Annotated in this window: 20 protein-coding genes; all 20 read left to right on the top strand. The window is 38.7% G+C overall.

From position 1 onward, the window contains the following. Positions 1 to 84 precede the first annotated feature (84 nt). The 20 genes from ACT3CD_RS14925 (at position 85) to ACT3CD_RS14830 (ending at position 19,208) form a co-directional block, all read left to right on the top strand. A complete protein-coding gene (locus tag ACT3CD_RS14925) occupies positions 85 to 2,106 on the top strand; it encodes a CBM96 family carbohydrate-binding protein (protein ID WP_444646456.1) in 2,022 nt (673 codons plus the stop codon). A 58-nt stretch (positions 2,107 to 2,164) separates the two neighbouring features. Next, entirely contained in the window at positions 2,165 to 3,592 is a 1,428-nt protein-coding gene (locus ACT3CD_RS14920; protein WP_444646455.1) for a glycoside hydrolase family 30 protein, read from the top strand. 227 nt (positions 3,593 to 3,819) lie between these two features. Then, positions 3,820 to 6,192, top strand: coding sequence for a hypothetical protein (locus ACT3CD_RS14915; RefSeq protein WP_444646454.1), 2,373 nt, complete (start codon positions 3,820 to 3,822; stop codon positions 6,190 to 6,192). A 17-nt stretch (positions 6,193 to 6,209) separates the two neighbouring features. Next, positions 6,210 to 6,701, top strand: a complete 492-nt coding sequence (locus ACT3CD_RS14910) for a family 43 glycosylhydrolase (protein ID WP_444646453.1) — start codon at positions 6,210 to 6,212, stop codon at positions 6,699 to 6,701. Positions 6,702 to 6,732: 31 nt separating this feature from the next. Next, a complete protein-coding gene (locus ACT3CD_RS14905) occupies positions 6,733 to 7,848 on the top strand; it encodes a family 43 glycosylhydrolase (RefSeq protein ID WP_444646452.1) in 1,116 nt (371 codons plus the stop codon). Between the two features lie 478 nt (positions 7,849 to 8,326). Beyond that, entirely contained in the window at positions 8,327 to 8,890 is a 564-nt protein-coding gene (locus ACT3CD_RS14900) for a hypothetical protein (RefSeq protein ID WP_444646451.1), read from the top strand. 477 nt (positions 8,891 to 9,367) lie between these two features. Further along, positions 9,368 to 9,499 carry a hypothetical protein gene (locus ACT3CD_RS14895; protein WP_444646450.1) on the top strand — a complete coding sequence of 44 codons (132 nt, stop codon included), beginning with the start codon at positions 9,368 to 9,370 and terminating at the stop codon, positions 9,497 to 9,499. Positions 9,500 to 10,135: 636 nt separating this feature from the next. Continuing rightward, positions 10,136 to 10,687 carry a sigma-70 family RNA polymerase sigma factor gene (locus tag ACT3CD_RS14890; protein WP_444646449.1) on the top strand — a complete coding sequence of 184 codons (552 nt, stop codon included), beginning with the start codon at positions 10,136 to 10,138 and terminating at the stop codon, positions 10,685 to 10,687. A 12-nt stretch (positions 10,688 to 10,699) separates the two neighbouring features. Then, on the top strand, positions 10,700 to 10,963 hold the full coding sequence (locus ACT3CD_RS14885) for a hypothetical protein (RefSeq protein ID WP_444646448.1): 264 nt from the start codon (positions 10,700 to 10,702) through the stop codon (positions 10,961 to 10,963). 1 nt (position 10,964) lies between these two features. After that, positions 10,965 to 11,231 carry a hypothetical protein gene (locus ACT3CD_RS14880; protein ID WP_444646447.1) on the top strand — a complete coding sequence of 89 codons (267 nt, stop codon included), beginning with the start codon at positions 10,965 to 10,967 and terminating at the stop codon, positions 11,229 to 11,231. A 91-nt stretch (positions 11,232 to 11,322) separates the two neighbouring features. After that, entirely contained in the window at positions 11,323 to 11,631 is a 309-nt protein-coding gene (locus tag ACT3CD_RS14875) for a thioredoxin family protein (RefSeq protein WP_444646446.1), read from the top strand. A 126-nt stretch (positions 11,632 to 11,757) separates the two neighbouring features. Further along, positions 11,758 to 12,219 (top strand): OB-fold protein, encoded by a 462-nt coding sequence (locus ACT3CD_RS14870; protein ID WP_444646445.1) that lies wholly within the window; start codon positions 11,758 to 11,760, stop codon positions 12,217 to 12,219. 45 nt (positions 12,220 to 12,264) lie between these two features. Then, positions 12,265 to 12,828: a YceI family protein gene (locus tag ACT3CD_RS14865; RefSeq protein ID WP_444646444.1), complete on the top strand. Its 564-nt coding sequence runs from the start codon at positions 12,265 to 12,267 to the stop codon at positions 12,826 to 12,828. A gap of 31 nt (positions 12,829 to 12,859) precedes the next feature. Continuing rightward, a complete protein-coding gene (locus tag ACT3CD_RS14860) occupies positions 12,860 to 13,294 on the top strand; it encodes a thioredoxin family protein (protein ID WP_444646443.1) in 435 nt (144 codons plus the stop codon). 90 nt (positions 13,295 to 13,384) lie between these two features. Then, complete coding sequence (locus ACT3CD_RS14855) at positions 13,385 to 13,825, top strand: DUF4395 domain-containing protein (protein ID WP_444646442.1); 441 nt, start codon at positions 13,385 to 13,387, stop codon at positions 13,823 to 13,825. A gap of 95 nt (positions 13,826 to 13,920) precedes the next feature. Beyond that, complete coding sequence (locus ACT3CD_RS14850) at positions 13,921 to 14,502, top strand: peroxiredoxin family protein (protein WP_444646441.1); 582 nt, start codon at positions 13,921 to 13,923, stop codon at positions 14,500 to 14,502. 6 nt (positions 14,503 to 14,508) lie between these two features. Continuing rightward, positions 14,509 to 15,015 carry a DinB family protein gene (locus tag ACT3CD_RS14845; RefSeq protein WP_444646440.1) on the top strand — a complete coding sequence of 169 codons (507 nt, stop codon included), beginning with the start codon at positions 14,509 to 14,511 and terminating at the stop codon, positions 15,013 to 15,015. Further along, positions 15,003 to 15,722, top strand: coding sequence for an NRDE family protein (locus tag ACT3CD_RS14840; RefSeq protein WP_444646439.1), 720 nt, complete (start codon positions 15,003 to 15,005; stop codon positions 15,720 to 15,722). The genes ACT3CD_RS14845 and ACT3CD_RS14840 overlap by 13 nt, the downstream gene beginning before the upstream one ends. Continuing rightward, positions 15,719 to 16,729 carry a DUF6695 family protein gene (locus ACT3CD_RS14835; protein ID WP_444646438.1) on the top strand — a complete coding sequence of 337 codons (1,011 nt, stop codon included), beginning with the start codon at positions 15,719 to 15,721 and terminating at the stop codon, positions 16,727 to 16,729. Before ACT3CD_RS14840 ends, ACT3CD_RS14835 begins: the two co-directional genes overlap by 4 nt. Before the next feature lie 1,186 nt (positions 16,730 to 17,915). Continuing rightward, complete coding sequence (locus ACT3CD_RS14830) at positions 17,916 to 19,208, top strand: hypothetical protein (RefSeq protein ID WP_444646437.1); 1,293 nt, start codon at positions 17,916 to 17,918, stop codon at positions 19,206 to 19,208. Positions 19,209 to 19,210 lie beyond the last annotated feature (2 nt).

Genomic DNA, 19,210 nt, shown 5'->3' with positions numbered 1-19,210 from the left:
GAAAGGAAAATATTTTACACATTGTAAGTCATTGGTGTGTAAGAGTTAATAAATGAGAATAATAATTAAAAATATGAGATTAAAATGAAAAATAATATTTGTATCATTCGATTTCTGTTAATATCGTTTTTGGTTTTAGTGTCTGCACAAACTAATGAGGCTTATTCACAAGCTCAGGCTGGTAGTTCGTCTCAGTGGTTTACAATGAATTGTCAGATTCTGGATAGATTAAATGATTACGAGGAGAACCCTTCCAATATGGAGTTCAGCAAATATGGTGGCTGGAAAGCACATCAAACTACGGCTACGGGTTTTTTTCGAGTGGAAAAAATTGATGGTCGCTGGTGGGCAATAGACCCTGAAGGTTATTATTATATGCACAAAGCACTTAACTCTGTTAATTTAGATGATTTTTCAACTGATGAGATTTACAAGCTCCTTACTGAGAATGGATTTAACGGATTGGGATGCTGGAGTGATGAAGGTATTGTGACGACCCTGAATAATGAAAGCCCCTTAGCATATTGCCCAAAAATAAGTTTTATTGGAATATATAGAGCGCAACGAAACCCTCGCATTGAAATGCCTGTTTTTGATGATGAATTTGAAACGTTTGCGAATGAGTTGGCACAAGGTTTCGCTTTATATAAGGAAGATCCTTATGTGTTTGGTTATTTTTCTGATAATGAGTTGTCATGGAAAAATGAAGGCTTAAAAGCACATCTTGCCATTACTGATCCTACAGATAAGAACTATATTACTGCTGTTAATTTTTTATCATCAAGAGGGAAAACCTCAAGTAATTGGGATGAAGATGATCTATATGCTTATATGGCCTTAATGGCTGAGCGTTATTATTCTGTTGTCTCAGCAGCTATCAGAAAAGTAGATCCTAATCATATGTATCTTGGAAGCCGTTGTAATAGTACAGAGAAGACTCTCGAAGATTTTATGAAAAATGCCGGTAAATATGTAGATGTGTTTTCAACCAATCATTATAGTAGATGGGGGGCTAGAGACTTTGAAATTCAAAATATGGTAAATTGGTCAGGCCGTCCTTTGATGTTAACTGAGTTTTATGCTATGCATGATAAAACAGATAAAGCAACTGGTGCGGGATGGAAAGTTAAAGATGAGGAGTCTCGTGGTATGTTTTATCAAAATTTTGTAACAACAACAGCCGAAACTGGTTGTGTGGTCGGATGGCATTGGTTCAAGTTTCAGGATGACCAGGTTGATGTTGCTAAAGGAATTGTAGATATAGATGGGAACCAGTACACTACTTTACTTGAGGATATGAAGGAAGTGAATAATCATATTTATGACTTCATTGATTATGTTGATTCACAGCCTCAACCTAGTGTGACATTGATTCCTGAAGCAGATGCCTATTATAAGGGTAATACTAATTATGGCTCAGAATCAGAGTTGATTAGTAAGTTTTCGACTAAGGCTCCCTATTTGCGTGAAACATATTTGCGATTTGATTTATCTTCCATAGCAGCTTTATCTTCAGATATCTATTATGCCAGGTTAAAATTATTTTCTATAAATACGGGGTCTGAAGTTTCTAGTTACCAAGCAGAATTAGTTGAAGACGATAATTGGGATGCGAATTCAATAGTCTATTCAAATAGTCCTGATGGTACTAAGATCTTATATACTTGGAGTGATGGTGGTGACGTTACTATTGATGTCACAAATGAATTATTGAATGCTTTAGATGATAACAATAAGCTTTCTATTCGTATTGCCTGCACTCTTAGTAATAACAAAGCGACCAGGTTTGGATCCTCAGAACATCCCAATCCTATTGCTCATCCCAAATTAATGGTTTACTCTAAAGAGGTCTCAGTTTCTACTGATAAGGTTGTTGGTGGCCAGGATTTCGATTTTTATCCAAATCCTGCACATAACAGTTTAACTATCAATAATGCAGAAGGCTCAAGAATGGATATATTTACTGGTGCTGGGGCATTAATACAGCAAAATATTATTGTTAGCAAGACTCAAATAATTGATGTTAGTACGCTCCCTAATGGATTATATATTGTTCAATTAATTCGTAATGGATCGGTGAATTCTTGTAAATTGATTAAGCAATAGTTTTGTTGAAATTTCTAATCGATTGGTTTAAGAATCAATAGAATCTAAAACAAATAGTATGACTAAAAAATCGTTTTGTATTACACTGGCAGCAGCTCTGGTGTTTTATGGAAGCATACAAGCGCAAACGGTTACGACTTATAAGCCAGCATCGGTAAGTTATGTTAACCTTGCGGATGACGCAACAGTTACAGGTCAGCCGGTGATAACAAAAAAAATGAAAATTAAACCATCAGAGAAATCTGAGTCATCAGTTAAAATTAAACTGGATGCCATTATCCATCCAAACTTAAGTGGTATTGGTGGCGCATTTAATGAGCAAGGTGGCGAGGCTTTCATGAGTTTAAGTAAAAATGGTCAGAAGACGTTAGCCAGGAACCTATTTAGTGCCCAAAAAGGCATCGGCTTTTCTATGTGCCGCACAGCGGTTGGATCATCTGATTTCGGTCTGGGAGCATACAGTTACAGTGAAACACCTGAGGATTATGAAATGAACCATTTCTCGGTGGCACGTGACGAAAAAACGGTTATTCCTTTTATAAATGCTGCTTATTCTCAAAATTCAGAGCTTAAAATATTTGCATCTCCATGGAGTCCTCCGGGTTGGATGAAATATTCAGGTATAATGGATGGTGGTAAGAAGAATGCAGAGAATAATAAGCTTAAGGCCGATCCTAAAATTTATGCTGCTTATGCTCTTTATTTTACTAAATATGTTCAGGAATATGCCAAAAGGGGTGTTCATATTGATCGATTGGTTATTCAGAATGAAACAGATATGAACCCAAAGTATCCAGGTTGCGACATGTCTCCAGAACAAATGGCTGAATTAGCTTTTGATCATATCCGACCGGCGTTTAAAAAAGCAGGCGTAAAAACTGAAATTTGGGCTGGCACTTTTAGGGCATTTCGCAAAGATGCTGAGAAATTTTTGACACTCAAAGGAAGCGAAGTGATTGACGGAATTGGATTGCAATACTGTCGTAGAGGTCAAATCAAATCCTTAAATAGCGATTATCCGGATATGGATTTTATGCATACGGAAGGAAGATGCGAGAATGGGAAAAATAGTATGGAACAAGCTCGCAAACGTTTCGGTGAAGTGTGTATGTGGCTCAACGGTGGATGTGAGAATTTTTGCTACTGGAATATGGTTCTGAATGAAGAAAGTAAAAGTGGCTGGGGCTGGAAACAAAATAGTCTGATTAAAATCGATCGTCAGGCTAAAACTGTAACCTATAACCCCGATTATGCGCCAATGGCTTTGCTCAGTAAATTTATTCGTCCTGGTGATCAGAGTATAACGACTGAGACCCCGGAAGAGGTGAATGCATTAGCTGTTCGTAACGACCATCAACTGGTTGTTTTTCTGCAAAATGATGCAGATGCTGTAGCAACACAAAATATAACTCTTGCCGATAAAAACTACACAGTAGAGCTACCTGCCAAAAGTTTATGTGCATTTGTCTTTAAGGCTGTAAAATGATTTTTAATGCCATAGGTATTTTTATACTAGTGATATAGCGTGTTGTTGCCATTCAAAAGTTTATTATCGCCACTTATTTTTTGATAAGTAGTGCCTGCAAGAAAATTTTTATGACAGAAAGAAAGCTTCATTATCAGGACTTGTGAAGTCCTGATAATGGAGTTTTATTGCTGACACTAATCAGAAAATAAGAACTTTAAAAGTTAAAGAAAAACGAAACTAGAAATATGAGATTAGTCAAAATAGGTATTCTGTTGCTTTTATTGCTGGTACTAAATGTGGCCAATGCCGCTGACTTTTATGTGAGTCCCAATGGATCGGATTCAAATAAGGGAACAAAGAGGAGACCTTTTGCTACCCTGATGGCGGCAAAATATGCAGCTCGTAAATATTTAGGCAGAGAAATGGTGACGGTACACGTTGCTGCTGGTGTTTATTATTTGCCTGAAACGCTTGTTTTTAAACCTGAAGATTCAGGCACGGAAAAATATCCTGTTGTCTTTAAGGCGGATACCGAGGGGGAAGCAGTTTTAAGTGGAGGAACAAAGCTCCAACTTACCTGGAAACCGTATCTGAATGGGATTTATCAGGCATCTACACCTGAGGATTTGAAGATTGACCAGCTATTTATCAATGGGTTAAATCAACGAATGGCACGATATCCAAATTACGATGCCGGTAAGAAAACAGATGCTTATCAGGGTTATGCCGCTGATGCTTTCTCAAAAGAACGTGCCGCAGGATGGAAAAATCCGGTGGGGGGTTACATACACGCCATGCACTCCAGACTTTGGGGCGGCTATCATTACATCATCACTGGAAAAGATGTGAATGGCGAAATAACCTATAAAGGTGGCTGGCAAAACAACAGGCAAATGGGAATGCATCCAAAATATCGTATGGTTGAAAACATATTTGAAGAATTGGATGCTCCGGGTGAATGGTTTCACAATGCGAATACAAATACCTTGTATTACATGCCGGAAGTGAATACAGATCTTGCAAAAGCTACCGTAGAAGTGGTTCGCTTGACGCGTTTAGTTGAATTTCAGGGTTCTATGGATGCTCCTGTCAGTCATATTACATTTCAGGGTTTTGTTGTTCGTCATGCAGCCCGAACGTTTATGGATACCAGAGAGCCAATGGTCCGCTCTGATTGGACCATTTTTCGTGGTGGGGCATTTATGCTTATCGGTACTGAAAATATTCAGATTCTCGATTGTGAGTTCGATCAGGTTGGGGGTAATGCCATTTTTGTGAGCAACTATAACCGTCACACCTTGGTGAAAGGAACCCATATTCACGATACCGGAGCCAGTGGTATTTGTTTTATTGGTGACCCCAATGCTTTGCGTAATCCATTGTTTCAATATCGTGAGAAGAACGAATTTATTAAACTGGATCTCACACCAGGACCAAAAACCGAAAATTATCCGGCTTTATGTACTGTTGAGGATTGCCTCATTCATGGTATAGGTACGGTAGAACGTCAACCGGCCGGAATAACTATTGATATGGCCAGTGAAATAACGGTGCGTGATTGTTCTGTTTACGATTGTGCCCGTTCCGGAATTAATATTGGCGATGGCGCTTTTGGAGGGCACTTGATAGAACGTTGCGATGTGTTTAATACGGTGCTTGAAACTCATGACCATGGCTCTTTTAACTCTTGGGGCCGAGATCGCTATTGGCGTGTGCAAGGGCTCGATTTAGCTAAATATCCTGAACTCCCGTTTGCCGATGCAATGAAAACTACTGTGATTCGCAATAGTCGTTGGCGATGCGATCACGGTTGGGATATCGATCTGGATGATGGTTCCTCCAACTACGATATTTATAACAACCTGATGTTATCTGGCGGATTAAAATTTCGTGAAGGATTCCGTCGTCGGGCATGGAATAATATTACCGTAAACAATACCTTCCATCCTCATGTATGGTATCCCAACAGTGGCGATGAGGTGTTTTCAAATATTTTTATGGCTAAATACCGGGGGGTTAAAGTGCCAACTGCTGAGAATTCAGGTAAGCTTGTTGACCGAAACCTTATTTTTAATGGCGTGTTAACGCAAAAATTTGGGTGGGACGAGAATTCAATTGTTGCCGATCCTCTGTTTATCGATCCCAAAAATGGTGATTTCAGGGTAAAGGAAGGGTCGCCAGCTTTTAATGTCGGCTTTAAAAATTTTCCGATGGATCAATTTGGTGTAAAAAAACCGGCTTTAAAAGCAATTGCACGAACTCCGGTTATACCGTCTCTCGCAACGGCAGGAAAACGTGACAAAAAACCGAAAAGCAAAAAAATGACAACCAAGGCAACAACATGGATGGGAGCTAATATAAGTGGTTTGACCGGAATGGCATTTTCAGCTTATGGTGTTTCTCAGGATGAGAAGGGGATTGCCTTGATAACTGTGCCTGAAGATTCGGAGGCAGCCAAAGCCGGATTTCTTGAAGGTGATCTTGTTTTAACCGTGAATGGACAACAGGTGGCCACCGAAACTCAATTCTTAAAAATAGTGAGTGAGCAATCCGCACCGCTTAAGTTGAAAGTCGTTCGTGAGCAGCAAGAAATATTTTTGACAGTGGATATTAAATAGTAGAATAAAGCATAAAAATGAAAAACCAAACCAATAATTTTTTAATCTTTTCACTGATTTTATTTTTTGCATTTGGAATATTCTCTATCGCCCAAAATCGTCGTTCAAACCCTGTTGTAAGTCACATGTTTACAGCCGATGCATCGGCGCATGTTTGGAAAGACGGGCGTTTGTATGTTTATCCTTCCACTGATGTTGCGCCCGCAAAGGGATATGCCAAAATGGATGGCTACCATGTATTCTCAACCAATGACATGATGACCTGGAAAGATCATGGCGAAATTCTTCATTCGAGGGATATTCCTTGGGGAACCAAAAAAGGAGGTTATATGTGGGCCCCAGATTGTGTCTATAACGATGGAATCTATTTTTTTTATTTCCCTCATAAAAATGCAGATATGGTTTGGGAGATAGGTGTGGCAACCAGCAAAATGCCTGCTTCTGATTTTAAAGTACAGGGATATGTGAAAGGGGGGGGAGACCTTTTGCGATCCATCTGTTTTCATTGACGATGACGGACAAGCTTATCTTTATGCGGTTGTGCATGCTAAGTGTTATGCCGCTAAACTTAAAGATAATATGATGGAAATTGAAGGGGAAATGGTTCATCAGACCGGAGTCGACGAACATCGCGAAGGTCCGTTTGTGTTCAAGCGTAAAGGCAAATATTATATGATCTACCCGGATCATCATCGGCCTTACAACCAAATGCAGTATTCAATGAGTGACAGTCCATTAGGACCATGGGAGCCCAAAGGTCTGATTCTTGAGCATACCGATGTGATTACCATGCATGGTTCAATAGTTGAATATAATGACCAGTGGTATATTTTTTATCACAACGGGAATCTTTCGGGAGGAATTGCGCCACAACGGTCCATTTGCTTCGACCCTGTTTATTTTAATGAAGACGGTACTATTCAAATGGTAAAACAGACGTTGGGTGTAAAACTCCCAACTTTTCATAACGACATTAACTTTAATGAAATGTTCGGAACTTTACCCGTTGGTGAATATAATCAGGCTGAAATGCTGAAACGTGGTATTACGCCTAAAGCAATATCCTCCATTCAAATGCCGGAAGGTTATATGGTCGAATGTTTTGAAAAAGATGATTTTAAGGGGAAATCATGGCTTTTTCAGGAAGACAGGATTGACTTAAATGCAATAGGCTGTAACGATATAATTTCTTCACTTAAAATTTATAAAGCAAAAATAAATAACCTGGTCAAAAATTCATCCTTTGAGCTCGCTACCCAAAATCAAATTAAATTTTGGGTAGATAAATCTCCAAAAGCATATACATGGTGCCGTGACAATACGGCAAAAGGTTATTATTCATTGCAATACAAAGGATCAGAAAGACCAAAGGAGAAGATTCAAAAGGTGCAGATTACTCCAAATACAATTTACCAGTTAAGTGTATTGTTAAAAGTTGATAAGGGGACCATTGGCAAAGCAATATTCGATACCAATGGTGCATTTGATAAGACGTGTCGGTTTGAGCTTGATGCGAACAGCAAGGTTGGCCAATGGGTTGAGTTTAAAGGTGTTTTTAATAGTGGTGAATCCTCAATGGTACAATTGCGGTGTCTTACATCTTCTGAATTCAATGGAAGGTGTTACTGGGATTATGTTAGACCAGAAGAAAAATAGGGGTACTGTAAGATATTGTGTTTTATACGAAATCAGAGCCAGCGCGGTGGGGCTGGATCTACATCCGTAGAATCATGCTTCTGCCACTTTTCGCACTGAAAGTGAAAATTAATTCAGTCCAGGGCAACACTCTGGGAAACGGTATTGAATAAAATATTTCGTCCTGAAAAGGTCGCTCACATAAATGCTACTTGCCTAAATGCATCGGGATCAGATGTTGCAAATTAAAGGCTTGTTAAAGTTTTGTGTGGCTCGGAAAACATGAGTTGACCCCAGTAAATATTTATTATCACAGCAAGCACAACGCAGTAGATGAATTTTATAAGCAGCCCCATCTAATTATTAGCCATTTTTGATTAACCTTTTTGGTAAATATCAGTGAATTCGTAAATTCGGTATTTGTTTTTACAGAAAGCAACGAAGTCAATAAGAAATAGTAGATAGATAAAATTTCAATTAATAAAATTAAGAAGATAAAATGCGACAATTACAACTATTTGGATTTTTCGCTTTGATAGTGGCATTGGCTGCTTGTGGACAATCCTCTCAAATAGAGTCAAAAAAAGACGTTAAAGCTGAAACATCAGGAAGTTGGATATCTCTTGACGAGTCCGATTATTCAATTCAGTATCCCGATACCTTTAATCTGGATAGATCTGGACAAATGGGGTTGAGTTTCATTCTATTATCGAACCAAATTTCTCAACAAGACTCATTTAGAGAAAATATAAATTTGCTGATACAAGATTTATCCGGACAAAATATTGACCTTGATAAGTATGTTGAGATTTCAGAAGAACAGATTAAGACAATGATTACAGACGGTAATTTAATATTGTCCCAAAGATTAACCCATAAAAACAAGGCGTTTCAAAAAGTGATTTATACAGGGAAGCAAGGTCGATTTGATTTAAAATGGCAACAACTTTATTGGGTTGAGAATAAAAAAGCTTACGTGTTGACTTTGACCTGTGAATTAAATCAATATGATAAATATGTATCGGTAGCAGAAGATATTATGAAAACTTTTGTGATTAAGTAATCAATAAAGAATAGAAAATCAGTCTCCGAAAGGGAAATATGATGATTGTCCTATGATAAAAGTATCCACAAACGCCGAAGGGATGATATGATTATAGAAGAATATAAATATTCATTGGTGTCCGGTAAAAATTTAGAGAAATGATTAGAACCCAGATCCAATGTGATAGTCAGAGATTTTAGGAGATATTGGGGTTGCTTTCCGCCTCAAGAAATTTCCGTTAAGAAAATCAATTTTATTGGCGTAAAGAAATCCGGGCTGTTTGAGCGAAGCGAGTTCCCGGATTTTAGACAATGAAATTGATTTTTAGGAAATTACTTGCAGCGGCGGCATTTTTTGTTTACTTTTTTTTGCTGTAGAAAAAAAGTAAAAGCCGGTGCGGCTTGAGCACTTAAATGGAGAATATATTTTTTACCGGACAATAGTGATAAATATTGATTAACCCAACGCCGAAGGGGTGAAATAAAAAATGAATATATGTCTGGAACATTCTCACCAATTTATATTCAAGTTGTTTTTGCCGTAAAAGGCAGAGGAAATCTGATTTCCAGATTATGGCGCAATGAATTGCATAAATACATTTCGGGCATTATAAAAGACAAAGGTTAAAAAACAATTATTGTAAATGGCATCGCTGATCATATTCATGCTTTTATTGGTTTAAAACCATCTATTGCTATTTAAGACTTGGTGCGAGACATAAATAATAATGCATCTAATTTTATTCATAATAGAAAATTGGTGAAAGAAAATTTTTTTGGCAGGAGGGTTACGGAGCTTTTCCATATTCTCATTCACAAATAGAGAATGTCTACAACTATATTTTGAATCAGGACGAACATCATAAAATAAATTCATTTAGAGAAGAATATTTGAAATTGTTTAAATTTGAATTGAATACAATGAAAAATATTTATTTGATTGAATAGATTGATTATATCTCCACTTCCGGATTTATATAAATTTGTTGTCCGATTTGCTACCATTATTTCATCCCTTCGGAATCGATTAAAACCCAACTTTAATGCGAGTGAGTTCAAAAATTTTGAGTTACCTTAGGGTTGCTTTCCACCTCAAGGAATTGCCGTTAAAAAGCCAGTGCGGCCTGAACACTTAAATGAAGAGCTTATTTTTTACGGACAATAGGGATGAAAATTTATAAATAAACTGTTCCACTTTTTTATCCGCATAGAAGGGGTAAAAGTTTACAATAAAAGTTGAATAATTAAAAATAAAAAATGAACCATGCCAACTAATCTACTAACAACATGGGTAGAAAACTACACTACCGACCTTTATAAATGGGCGTTGTACAAGGTTTCAAACAGTGAGCTGGCCATGGACTTAGTTCAGGATACCTTCCTTTCGGCCACCGAAAAAATGGACTCATTTAAAGGAGAGAGTTCTCCTAAAACGTGGCTCTTTAGTATTCTAAATCACAAAATCATCGATCATTACCGTAAAAAGGTGCACCAAACCGTATCTGTTGATGATCAATCTTTTTCCAGCTTCTTTGAACACGATGGAGGCTGGCAGGAGCAACGAAAGCCAAACGACTGGCACATCGACGCTGAAGAGCACCTGCTCGATGACTCTGAATTTCAGCAAGTATTAAAAAAGTGTCTGGATGCTTTACCTGAAAAGTGGAACACTTCGGTTAAATTGAAATACCTGATGGAAAAAAATAGCGAAGAAATTTGTCAGGAATTGGGAATCACGCCGTCCAATTTTTGGCAGATAGTACACAGGGCTAAACTTCAGTTGCGTGATTGTGTTGAAAAGAACTGGTACAATTAAAATTGAAAAACTATGATGACGAAAATAATGCACCTGCTCTTTTTGTCTTGTCTCAGGGCAACTGAGTTGATCGAAAAACAATTCCATTTTAAGCTTTCGTTTTCAGAGCGATTGCAACTAAAAATACACAAATCGATGTGTAAGGCTTGCGCTGACTACGAGAAACAAAGTACTGTTTTAGAGCATGGCATTCAGAAACATCTGAAAAATCAAGCTATTCAGGTTGATGTATCAAAGCTGAAACAGGAAATTATTAGGAAGCTTAAAACAGAATAAAATGGGGACAACTTCGACAACAACAATTTTAAAAAAACGTTTGATTACTGAAGCATCGTTTAAAAGGGCGATCAGCGTGGCTGTTATTGTGGGTATTATCCTTAATTTAATCAATAATCCCCAACTTTTCAGACTATCATTTACCGGACTGTATTTTTACAAAGTCCTGCTCACATTTTTCGTTCCCTTTTGTGTTTCGCTGTACTCTTCAATATTGGCCAACCGCGGTAAATGCCCTGAACAAATCACCGAAAAGACGCTAAGATGAGCCGCATTAAAGTCATTTTCTACGAAGAATAAACTGTTACGTTAATTAATTTGCACCCGAAGCATACAACGAAGATAAATACCTCAATGCTTTGAAAACGGCGGGGCTAACTGATAGCGCCATTCCTGATGCTTCATTGGTTGTTTCCTATCTCGACTTCTACGCCCCGTGGTGTGCGCCTTGCCGACAAATGATGCCCATGATCGACAGCCTGAGGTCGGAGTATAAGGATTTGATCACCATTGTGAAAATAAACGTCGATGCCAGCAACAAGCTGGTGAAAGAGCTGAAGTTGGCAACTGTGCCTAATTTGGTTATTTACAAAGAAGGACGCATGCTCATTAGTCACTATGGATTGGTCAAAAAAGAACTCCTGATATCGGCGTTCGAAAAATTATAAACTTCTTTTGTCAGGATCGAAAGCAAACGCCGTCTATACATCTGAAAATATTTCAGGACAAATCATTTTAAATGTCAGGTTTTTCTTTTTCCCCGACTGTTTGGGTACAAAATAAATTAAACGAACATGAAACGAAGAAAGATTATACGAATTGGAATCATAACTGCTGTTGCCGGAATTATAATTGCCGGGGCAACAGGCTTCTACCTGTTTAATATGCCACATCGCAATGTACAATCTGCTAAAACCGATTACCAGATAACGGCTAAGGCTTTGGTTGCCGAATATCTTGAAAATGCAGATGCGGCCAATGAAAAATATCTGGCATCCGATGGCGACTCCAAAATTATGGAAGTAACCGGTACCATCCACAAAATTGCCGAAGATTTTTCGGGTAAGAAAGTTATTATCCTCCAAGGTAAAAACGATAAGGCTGGTGTTAGCTGCACATTCAGTGGCGATGTTGTCGCGCTTTCCCCTGGAGCAACCGTTACTGTGAAAGGGGTAATCAATGCCGGCGCATCCTACGATACTGACATGGAATTATATCAGGATGTTGTTCTCAACAATTGCACACTGGTCATTTAAAACTTGAAAACAGATTAAAGTAATAACCATTTAAAAATGAATATCATGAAACGAATTAGCTTAATACTGAGTATTATACTCCTTAGTGCGGTCACAACTACGTTTGCACAGGCGACTGCAAAACTGAAATCGACCAAAACGCATATCAGATTCTTTTCGACCACACCGGCCGAAAACATTGAAGCCAACAATTTCGCTTCGGTGAGTACCTTAAGCACAGCAACCGGCGAGAGCATTTTTTCAGTGCCCATGCAAAGTTTCGAATTTGAAAAGGCGTTGATGCAAAAGCATTTCAATAGCGGTAAGTTTCTTGACACCAAAGCATTTCCAACGGCAAAGCTAAAAGGAAAAATCACCAATATTACAGAAATTGACTTCTCAAAAGATGGCATCTATCAGGCAAAAGTAACAGGCGACCTGACCATTAAAGGGAAAACAAATCCGATAAATGAATCTGCTACTATCACGGTCAAAGGCAACACGGTAAGTGTATCAGGTAAATTCAACATTACATTGGCCGATTATGGAATCACCTTCGTTGGTGGCAAACCTGCATCGAATATTGCCAGGACCGTTGAAGTTACTGTTCATTCCGAATATCAACAATAGAAAGTTTACTAATCTAAAAGATCAGAATACAATGAACAAGTTGAAAAAAATAGCATCAGGGCTTTTCATCTTTATTTTTGCGGTCTCGCTTCAGATGAGTGCCGCCGGGAAAGAAGAAGCCAAAGGCATCAATTTTCATCAGGGGACTTGGAACGAGGCGCTTGAATTGGCAAAAAAAGAAAACAAACTAATTTTTCTCGATATCTCGGCCAGCTGGTGTCCTCCTTGCAAAATGCTGAAGGCAAACACCTTTACGAATGCAGAAGTTGGCAGTTTATACAACAATCGTTTTATAAATGTAGCCCTCGACGGTGAAAAAGGGGAGGGGATTTCTTTAGCACGTGATTATCAGGTCACGGCTTATCCAACTTTACTATTCATTAATGGCGATGGCAAAGTGGTGAAAAAGTCCATGGGTTACCATACTCCTGAGCAATTTTTAGATCTGGGGCAATCGGTGAAATAGAGCTCACAGCCCATTAAAAATTAAAAGAATATTTTTTTGTCAGGTTCGACAAAGTGGCACGTCTATTCCCCAAACAAATAAAATTGAAATATGAAGACATACGCATTTTGCCCCATATCCGAACGAAAAATAAACGAACAAGTGGCCAGGATCAACGCCGCATTTACGGTTCTTTTCCTAATCGTTTTTGCTTATACCGGTTCTTTATGGTTTATGGCGTTTATGGTTATCGACTTTCTGTTAAGAGGCTCCAGCTTGGCACAATATAGTCTGGTGGGTATCACATCAAAACAAATTGTGAAGTTGCTGCCGGTAGAGGTACAATTGATCAACGCCGGTCCTAAAATATTTGCAGCCCGCATAGGTCTGCTCCTTACCAGTGTGGTTTTGGTGGCAACATTATTTGGATTAAACACTTTGGCTTTGGCCGTTGCCGGAGTGCTTGGCCTCTTTTCATTTCTGGAGGCAGCGTTCGGCTTTTGTGTGGCTTGTAAAATTTATCCTTTTGTTTACGGCTTTTTTTACAAGTAGTGGAATTTAGGGGACGTTTTCTTCCTTGTCAGGAATTAAACTTTCTCCGTCTATTCTTTTAAAATAGATAAAATAGCTCTTAAAAATAGATGATTATGAAGATTCAAGCAGGTCAAACAGCCCCCGATTTCAAAGCGGTCGATATTTATGGAAAACAAGTACGTCTGTCCGATTTCAAAGGAAAGAAAATCGCAATAGGCTTTTTTCGCAACGTAAATTGTCCGTTTTGTAACCGGCGGGTGCACCAAATTATGCTGAACAATATCAGTTTTAAACAGAAGGATGTTCAGTTGTTGTTTTTGTTCGAAAGCCCGGCCGAAACGTTGAAGAAAAGTGCTTTTCACCGTGGAATTAGTCCGTGGCCCTTGATTGGCGATCCGAAGAAGGAAATTTACGACCAATACGGGGTGGGAACATCCATGATGGGCGTTGTTCGTACCATGCTTTCAGCCGATATGAAAACAGCCAATCGCGAAGCCAAAGAATTAGGCTTACCCGCCGAAAAGGATAAAGATGCCAGCATGTCCCTTTTACCTGCCGATTTCTTTATCGACGAAAATTTTAAAATTGTGAAAGCTCATTACGGTAAGCATCTCGACGATCATGTTGATTACAATGAATTGTTAGGATTCGCCGGAATTGAGAATCCTTTTAAAAAGTTACACGCTGTTAAATAGTTAGCCATGATAGAAACGGCCAAACACAACCTTAACCAATTGCGCATTTTGTTAGAAAAATTGAACAGCGATGATTATTCGGCGCGTCCCGAAGTGCTGTCCGGAGCCTCAATTGGTGAGCATTACCGCCATATTCTGGAGTTTTATCTGTTGTTGGTTTCGGGTTCGTTTACCGGGGTAATCAGTTACGACCGCCGTGAACGTGATGGCCGCATAGCTCAAAACACCCATTTCGCCATTGAAACCATTAACCGGATTATTGCGGGTATAAATACACTCGATTTGAATAGCCGGATATTGATGGAAGTCGAGGCCTCAACCGATGAAATCATGGATAACCGGATTTTTACATCGGTTGGACGTGAATTGGCCTATTGCATAGAACACAGCATTCATCATCAGGCCATCATTAAAATCGGGTTGATTGCCACCGGCCGGATACAACTGGTCGATGAACAATTTGGCGTGGCCTATTCAACCATTCGTTACCGCAACAACTCATGTGCACAGTAACATACATACCGCAACCCCAGGGGTTTGTTCTTACCTCGAACCGCGACGAGAAGGCTTTTCGTGAAACCATTATCCCTCACAAATACCGCCGGGACGATGTCATTCTTTGCTATCCCAAAGATGCGGTGGCCGGCGGTTCGTGGATTGCCATGAGCAATAAAGGACGTGTGGTTTGTTTGCTCAACGGCGCTTTCGTACCTCATACCAAACAAGCATTTCACACCCACAGCAGGGGCAAAGTATTAATTGATGCCGCCGGGTCCGGGTTAAATCCCGATCAGTTTCTCACTGCTGAAGCGCTTGCACATACCGAACCATTCACCTTGTTGACTATCGATTTTGATGGCAATGAAATGACCTCCTTCAGCGAATTGATTTGGGATGGGAATGACAAACACAATAGGCAACTTGACACCAGGCACTCTTACATTTGGTCGTCGGTAACATTGTATTCCGCTGCCAACCGAAAGGAGCGCAAAGTTTGGTTCAATCAGTTTCTGAAAGAGAGCAAAATGCACCCCACGGCTTCTGGTTTGCTTCAGTTTCATTCCGGTAAACACACCAACGATAGCACGGTTAATGTGATCATGATGCGCGAGGGGGAATTAAAAACAGTTAGCACCACGCAAATAATTCATGAAGGCAGTAAGTTGGAAATGAGTTATTACGATTTAATCAAAAACACCAACCATACGATTCAGCTATGACCACGAATAATAAACAAACAGGATTTGCCATCGCCATTGCCTGGCCCGAAACATACTGTAAACAGGCTGGGGGCTGGTACGAATGGATCACTTCAGGTATAGGTATCAGCAAAAATAATTATTACCAGGCCGGACATGCCGCTCTGGTATTGGTCGACAGTCAACATAAAAAATGTTTTTATTTCGATTTTGGGCGGTATCATTCACCCTTTCAGCACGGAAGGGCACGTGGGGCAATTACCGACCCCGATTTAACCGTACACACTTTACCATGGATATCCACGAATGGCAAAATGCTGTTGAATTTCAACGAGATATTGATTGAACTTCAACAAAACCCGGCATGCCATGGCGAAGGGAAATTACATGCCTCGTATGCCCCAATCAATTTTAAAAAGGCTTATGCCAAAGCGTTGCAATTACAGGCTAAAAGTCCTATTCCTTATGGCCCTTTCCGATACAGGGGGAGCAACTGTTCCCGTTTTGTAAATTCGGTGTTGAGGGCAGGGAAACTCAATTTTAAACAGCTTTTCCGGTTGAATTTCATGGTCCCGCTCACACCAACGCCGATGAACAATGTACATGCCTTCGGAAATCAAACGGTTATTGAAAACCTGAGTGGTATACAACCCGTTTGTCCGTCTCTAAAACCTCATAGAGAGTTTTTGAAATCGACATTACCACAGCCCGAAAAACATTCCTCCATACCTGAAAATGCACAATGGCTGGCAGGTGAAGGAGCCGGTTCCTGGTTTCATATCGAAACGGTTAAGTCGCTGCTTAAAGTAACGCGCTATTCGCCTTTAGGAATAATTGAATGCAGTGGTTTCTACCACAACAAGCAGGCTCACATTCATTTGATCGACTTGCAAGCTTTTACGGTGACGTATCCAAGCCATTGTAATACCGTCACAATTGTAATTGAAGAAAATAAAATCCGATATCACAAAAAAGTCAGTTCAACGCAGAAGCTCCACTTTAGAAGCAGACTCTTTTTACATTCGTAAAATCATACTTTTGCCACTCACCGCACTTAAAGTGCAAATAACTTCAGCCCAACGGCAACGCCCTGGAATCCCATCCCGAATCAGAAATTTCGCATTGAAAAGGCCGCTCATGTAAATAGAGCCTGTCCATCAACCAAGTGTTTAAAATATAAAGCTCAAATTCAAGGCCTGTGAAGTCATAAAAATCAAGGAGTTTACTTTTCGTAAATGACTGTTTTTATGACAAGCATAACGCAGAAGTTGACTTTATAGACAAACACTAAATAGAGTCTGTCCATCAACCAAGTGTTTAAAATATAAAGCTCAAATTCAAGGCCTGTGAAGTCCGGCAAAAGTGAGTTGCCACCCGTAGATATCCGATTTAAAAGTAAGCAAACGCAGAGGTTGTCCTTTCCTTGCAAGCCCCCATCAAGGCTGAAAGCCTTGTAGCGTTAGCCCAGGGCATCGCCTTGTGGTATGATCACCCGTTGTTTTATCGCCCTGAAAGGGCCCCAGCCTCAAAGCAAGATCAGCCCGATTTCAACTCGCAACTGATAGAATAACGCGTAAGGCATTGTTTATTCCTTCCGCCGGCGTAGATTTGTAATGGGTGACAGCTATAATATACTGTCTGCTTTCCACACCGGCGCGGAGGGCTTTAGCCATAAACCCTCAAATTCAAAATTTGTGCCATCCGAAAAAGGATTAAGCGAGTAAAGCCCCCCATAGCCGTTTTTGAATATTTGTAAAATTAAGAGATTGAGATACTTATTTAAACATTTATAGTTTTTGTTCAATTTTTTTTTCGTTTGACTTTTCTCAAAATATTTCATTTTAGTAAATTTGTACCTCTTTTTTGGAAACAACCGGAATACAATATAAATACAATAGGGCTTTTAGTTAACATACAATAATAACGTTATGTACATTTTATAACTAAAAGTAAAAAAGAGAGATATTAAACTTGAAACCCGAATTTAATTATTAAAAATACGGACCAAAATGGCTCTTTGGTTGAAGCTTGGTGCAAGAAAAATTAGTTTTTGCCCGGCTGCAGATACCTTTTTGGACAGCTGAAGAAGACAGCACACATGCCATACTCTAACCCCATAAACCAAATTTTTCAAAAGATGTAGAATGCCTGCACCGATTAAGGCAAGGGATTTTCACCATTTGATCAAAGATTTAACATTAAGATATTTCAATTATGAGATTCTACTTTTACCTGATTCTTATTCTTTTGATTTTTACTTCAAGCTGTAAAAATAGAAGTGAAAGATTAAGTAATTCTGAAACCAAAAAACAAACAGAAAACCAAATAGGTTTTGTTAAAAATGCGTCCAACGCTTCTATGGAAAGGAATGTGGAGAAAGCAGTATTTTATTTAGAAAATTCAGGAAGTATGTTTGGATACGTTAATGGTTTTACTGAATATGTTGACGTTGTTTCAGAATTAGCAGAAAAACCTCGTTTTGCGGAAGAAAATACAAAACGGGAATTTTATTTTGTTAATGGTGGGCAAAAAATAAAAATTACAAATATTGGAAATAATCCGGCTTACCTGAAAGACAAATTAAATTTGACAGGTTTTAATTGTGGTGACGTTACTAAAAGTAATCTCAACTTAATGTTTCAATTAGCTCTATCTCGCGCAAAAAACGATACTGTTTCAATTCTAATTTCAGATGCTATTTACGATATTGGTAAACCTCAAGCGCCAATGAATGCGCTATCAACAGAAGGACGTGAAACAAGAAGCCGTTTTATTGAAAGATTAAATACAGGTGATTTACAAACAATTATCATAAAGTTGAAATCTCATTTTGATGGAAAATATTTCCCTGTTACAGGTGGTGTCAAAATATTATCGCAAGACAGACCTTTTTATGTTTGGATTTTTGGTGAAACCGAATTGTTAAATGAATATTTCAACGATGATTATATTAAAAGCCTTAAAGGCTTTTCTGATGTCGCTAGATTCTTAAAAAACAGTGAATTGGAGGTTCCGTATCAGGCCGTTGCACATAACAAAGTCGGTGATTTTAGATTTGACAAAAGAGATAGAAATAAATTGGTTAGCGTAAAATCAGATAGAAAGGGACAAGGTTTCCATTTTACATTAGCAACAGATTATTCTGCGTTGCCATTTTCAGATTCCTATCTCACATCAGTTGATAATTATATATGTGATAATTCAAATTTCTCAATTAAAGCTGTTTCTGAAATAGGTGATATAAAACTTTTTGGTTTAAACTTCACCCCGACTCATCTAATCACGGTTGGGACAGAGAGAAGTCCATTATGTCAACTCGAAATTTCTTTAAAAAACACGATTCCAAATTGGATTGTGGAAACAAACAGTGATGATGAAAGTGATATTGTCGGAGACACCTCTCATACTTTCGGTTTTAAGTTCCTAATTAATGCAATTAGTGAAGCTTATCAATATAAAAACCAAGAATCTAACATTGTCACCTTTAAGTTTGAACTTATTAAATAAAG

The organism is Geofilum sp. OHC36d9, assembly GCF_052400685.1.
Classification (GTDB): Bacteria; Bacteroidota; Bacteroidia; order Bacteroidales; family Marinilabiliaceae; genus CAZHHH01.
This window is presented reverse-complemented; position numbering and strand designations above follow the sequence as displayed.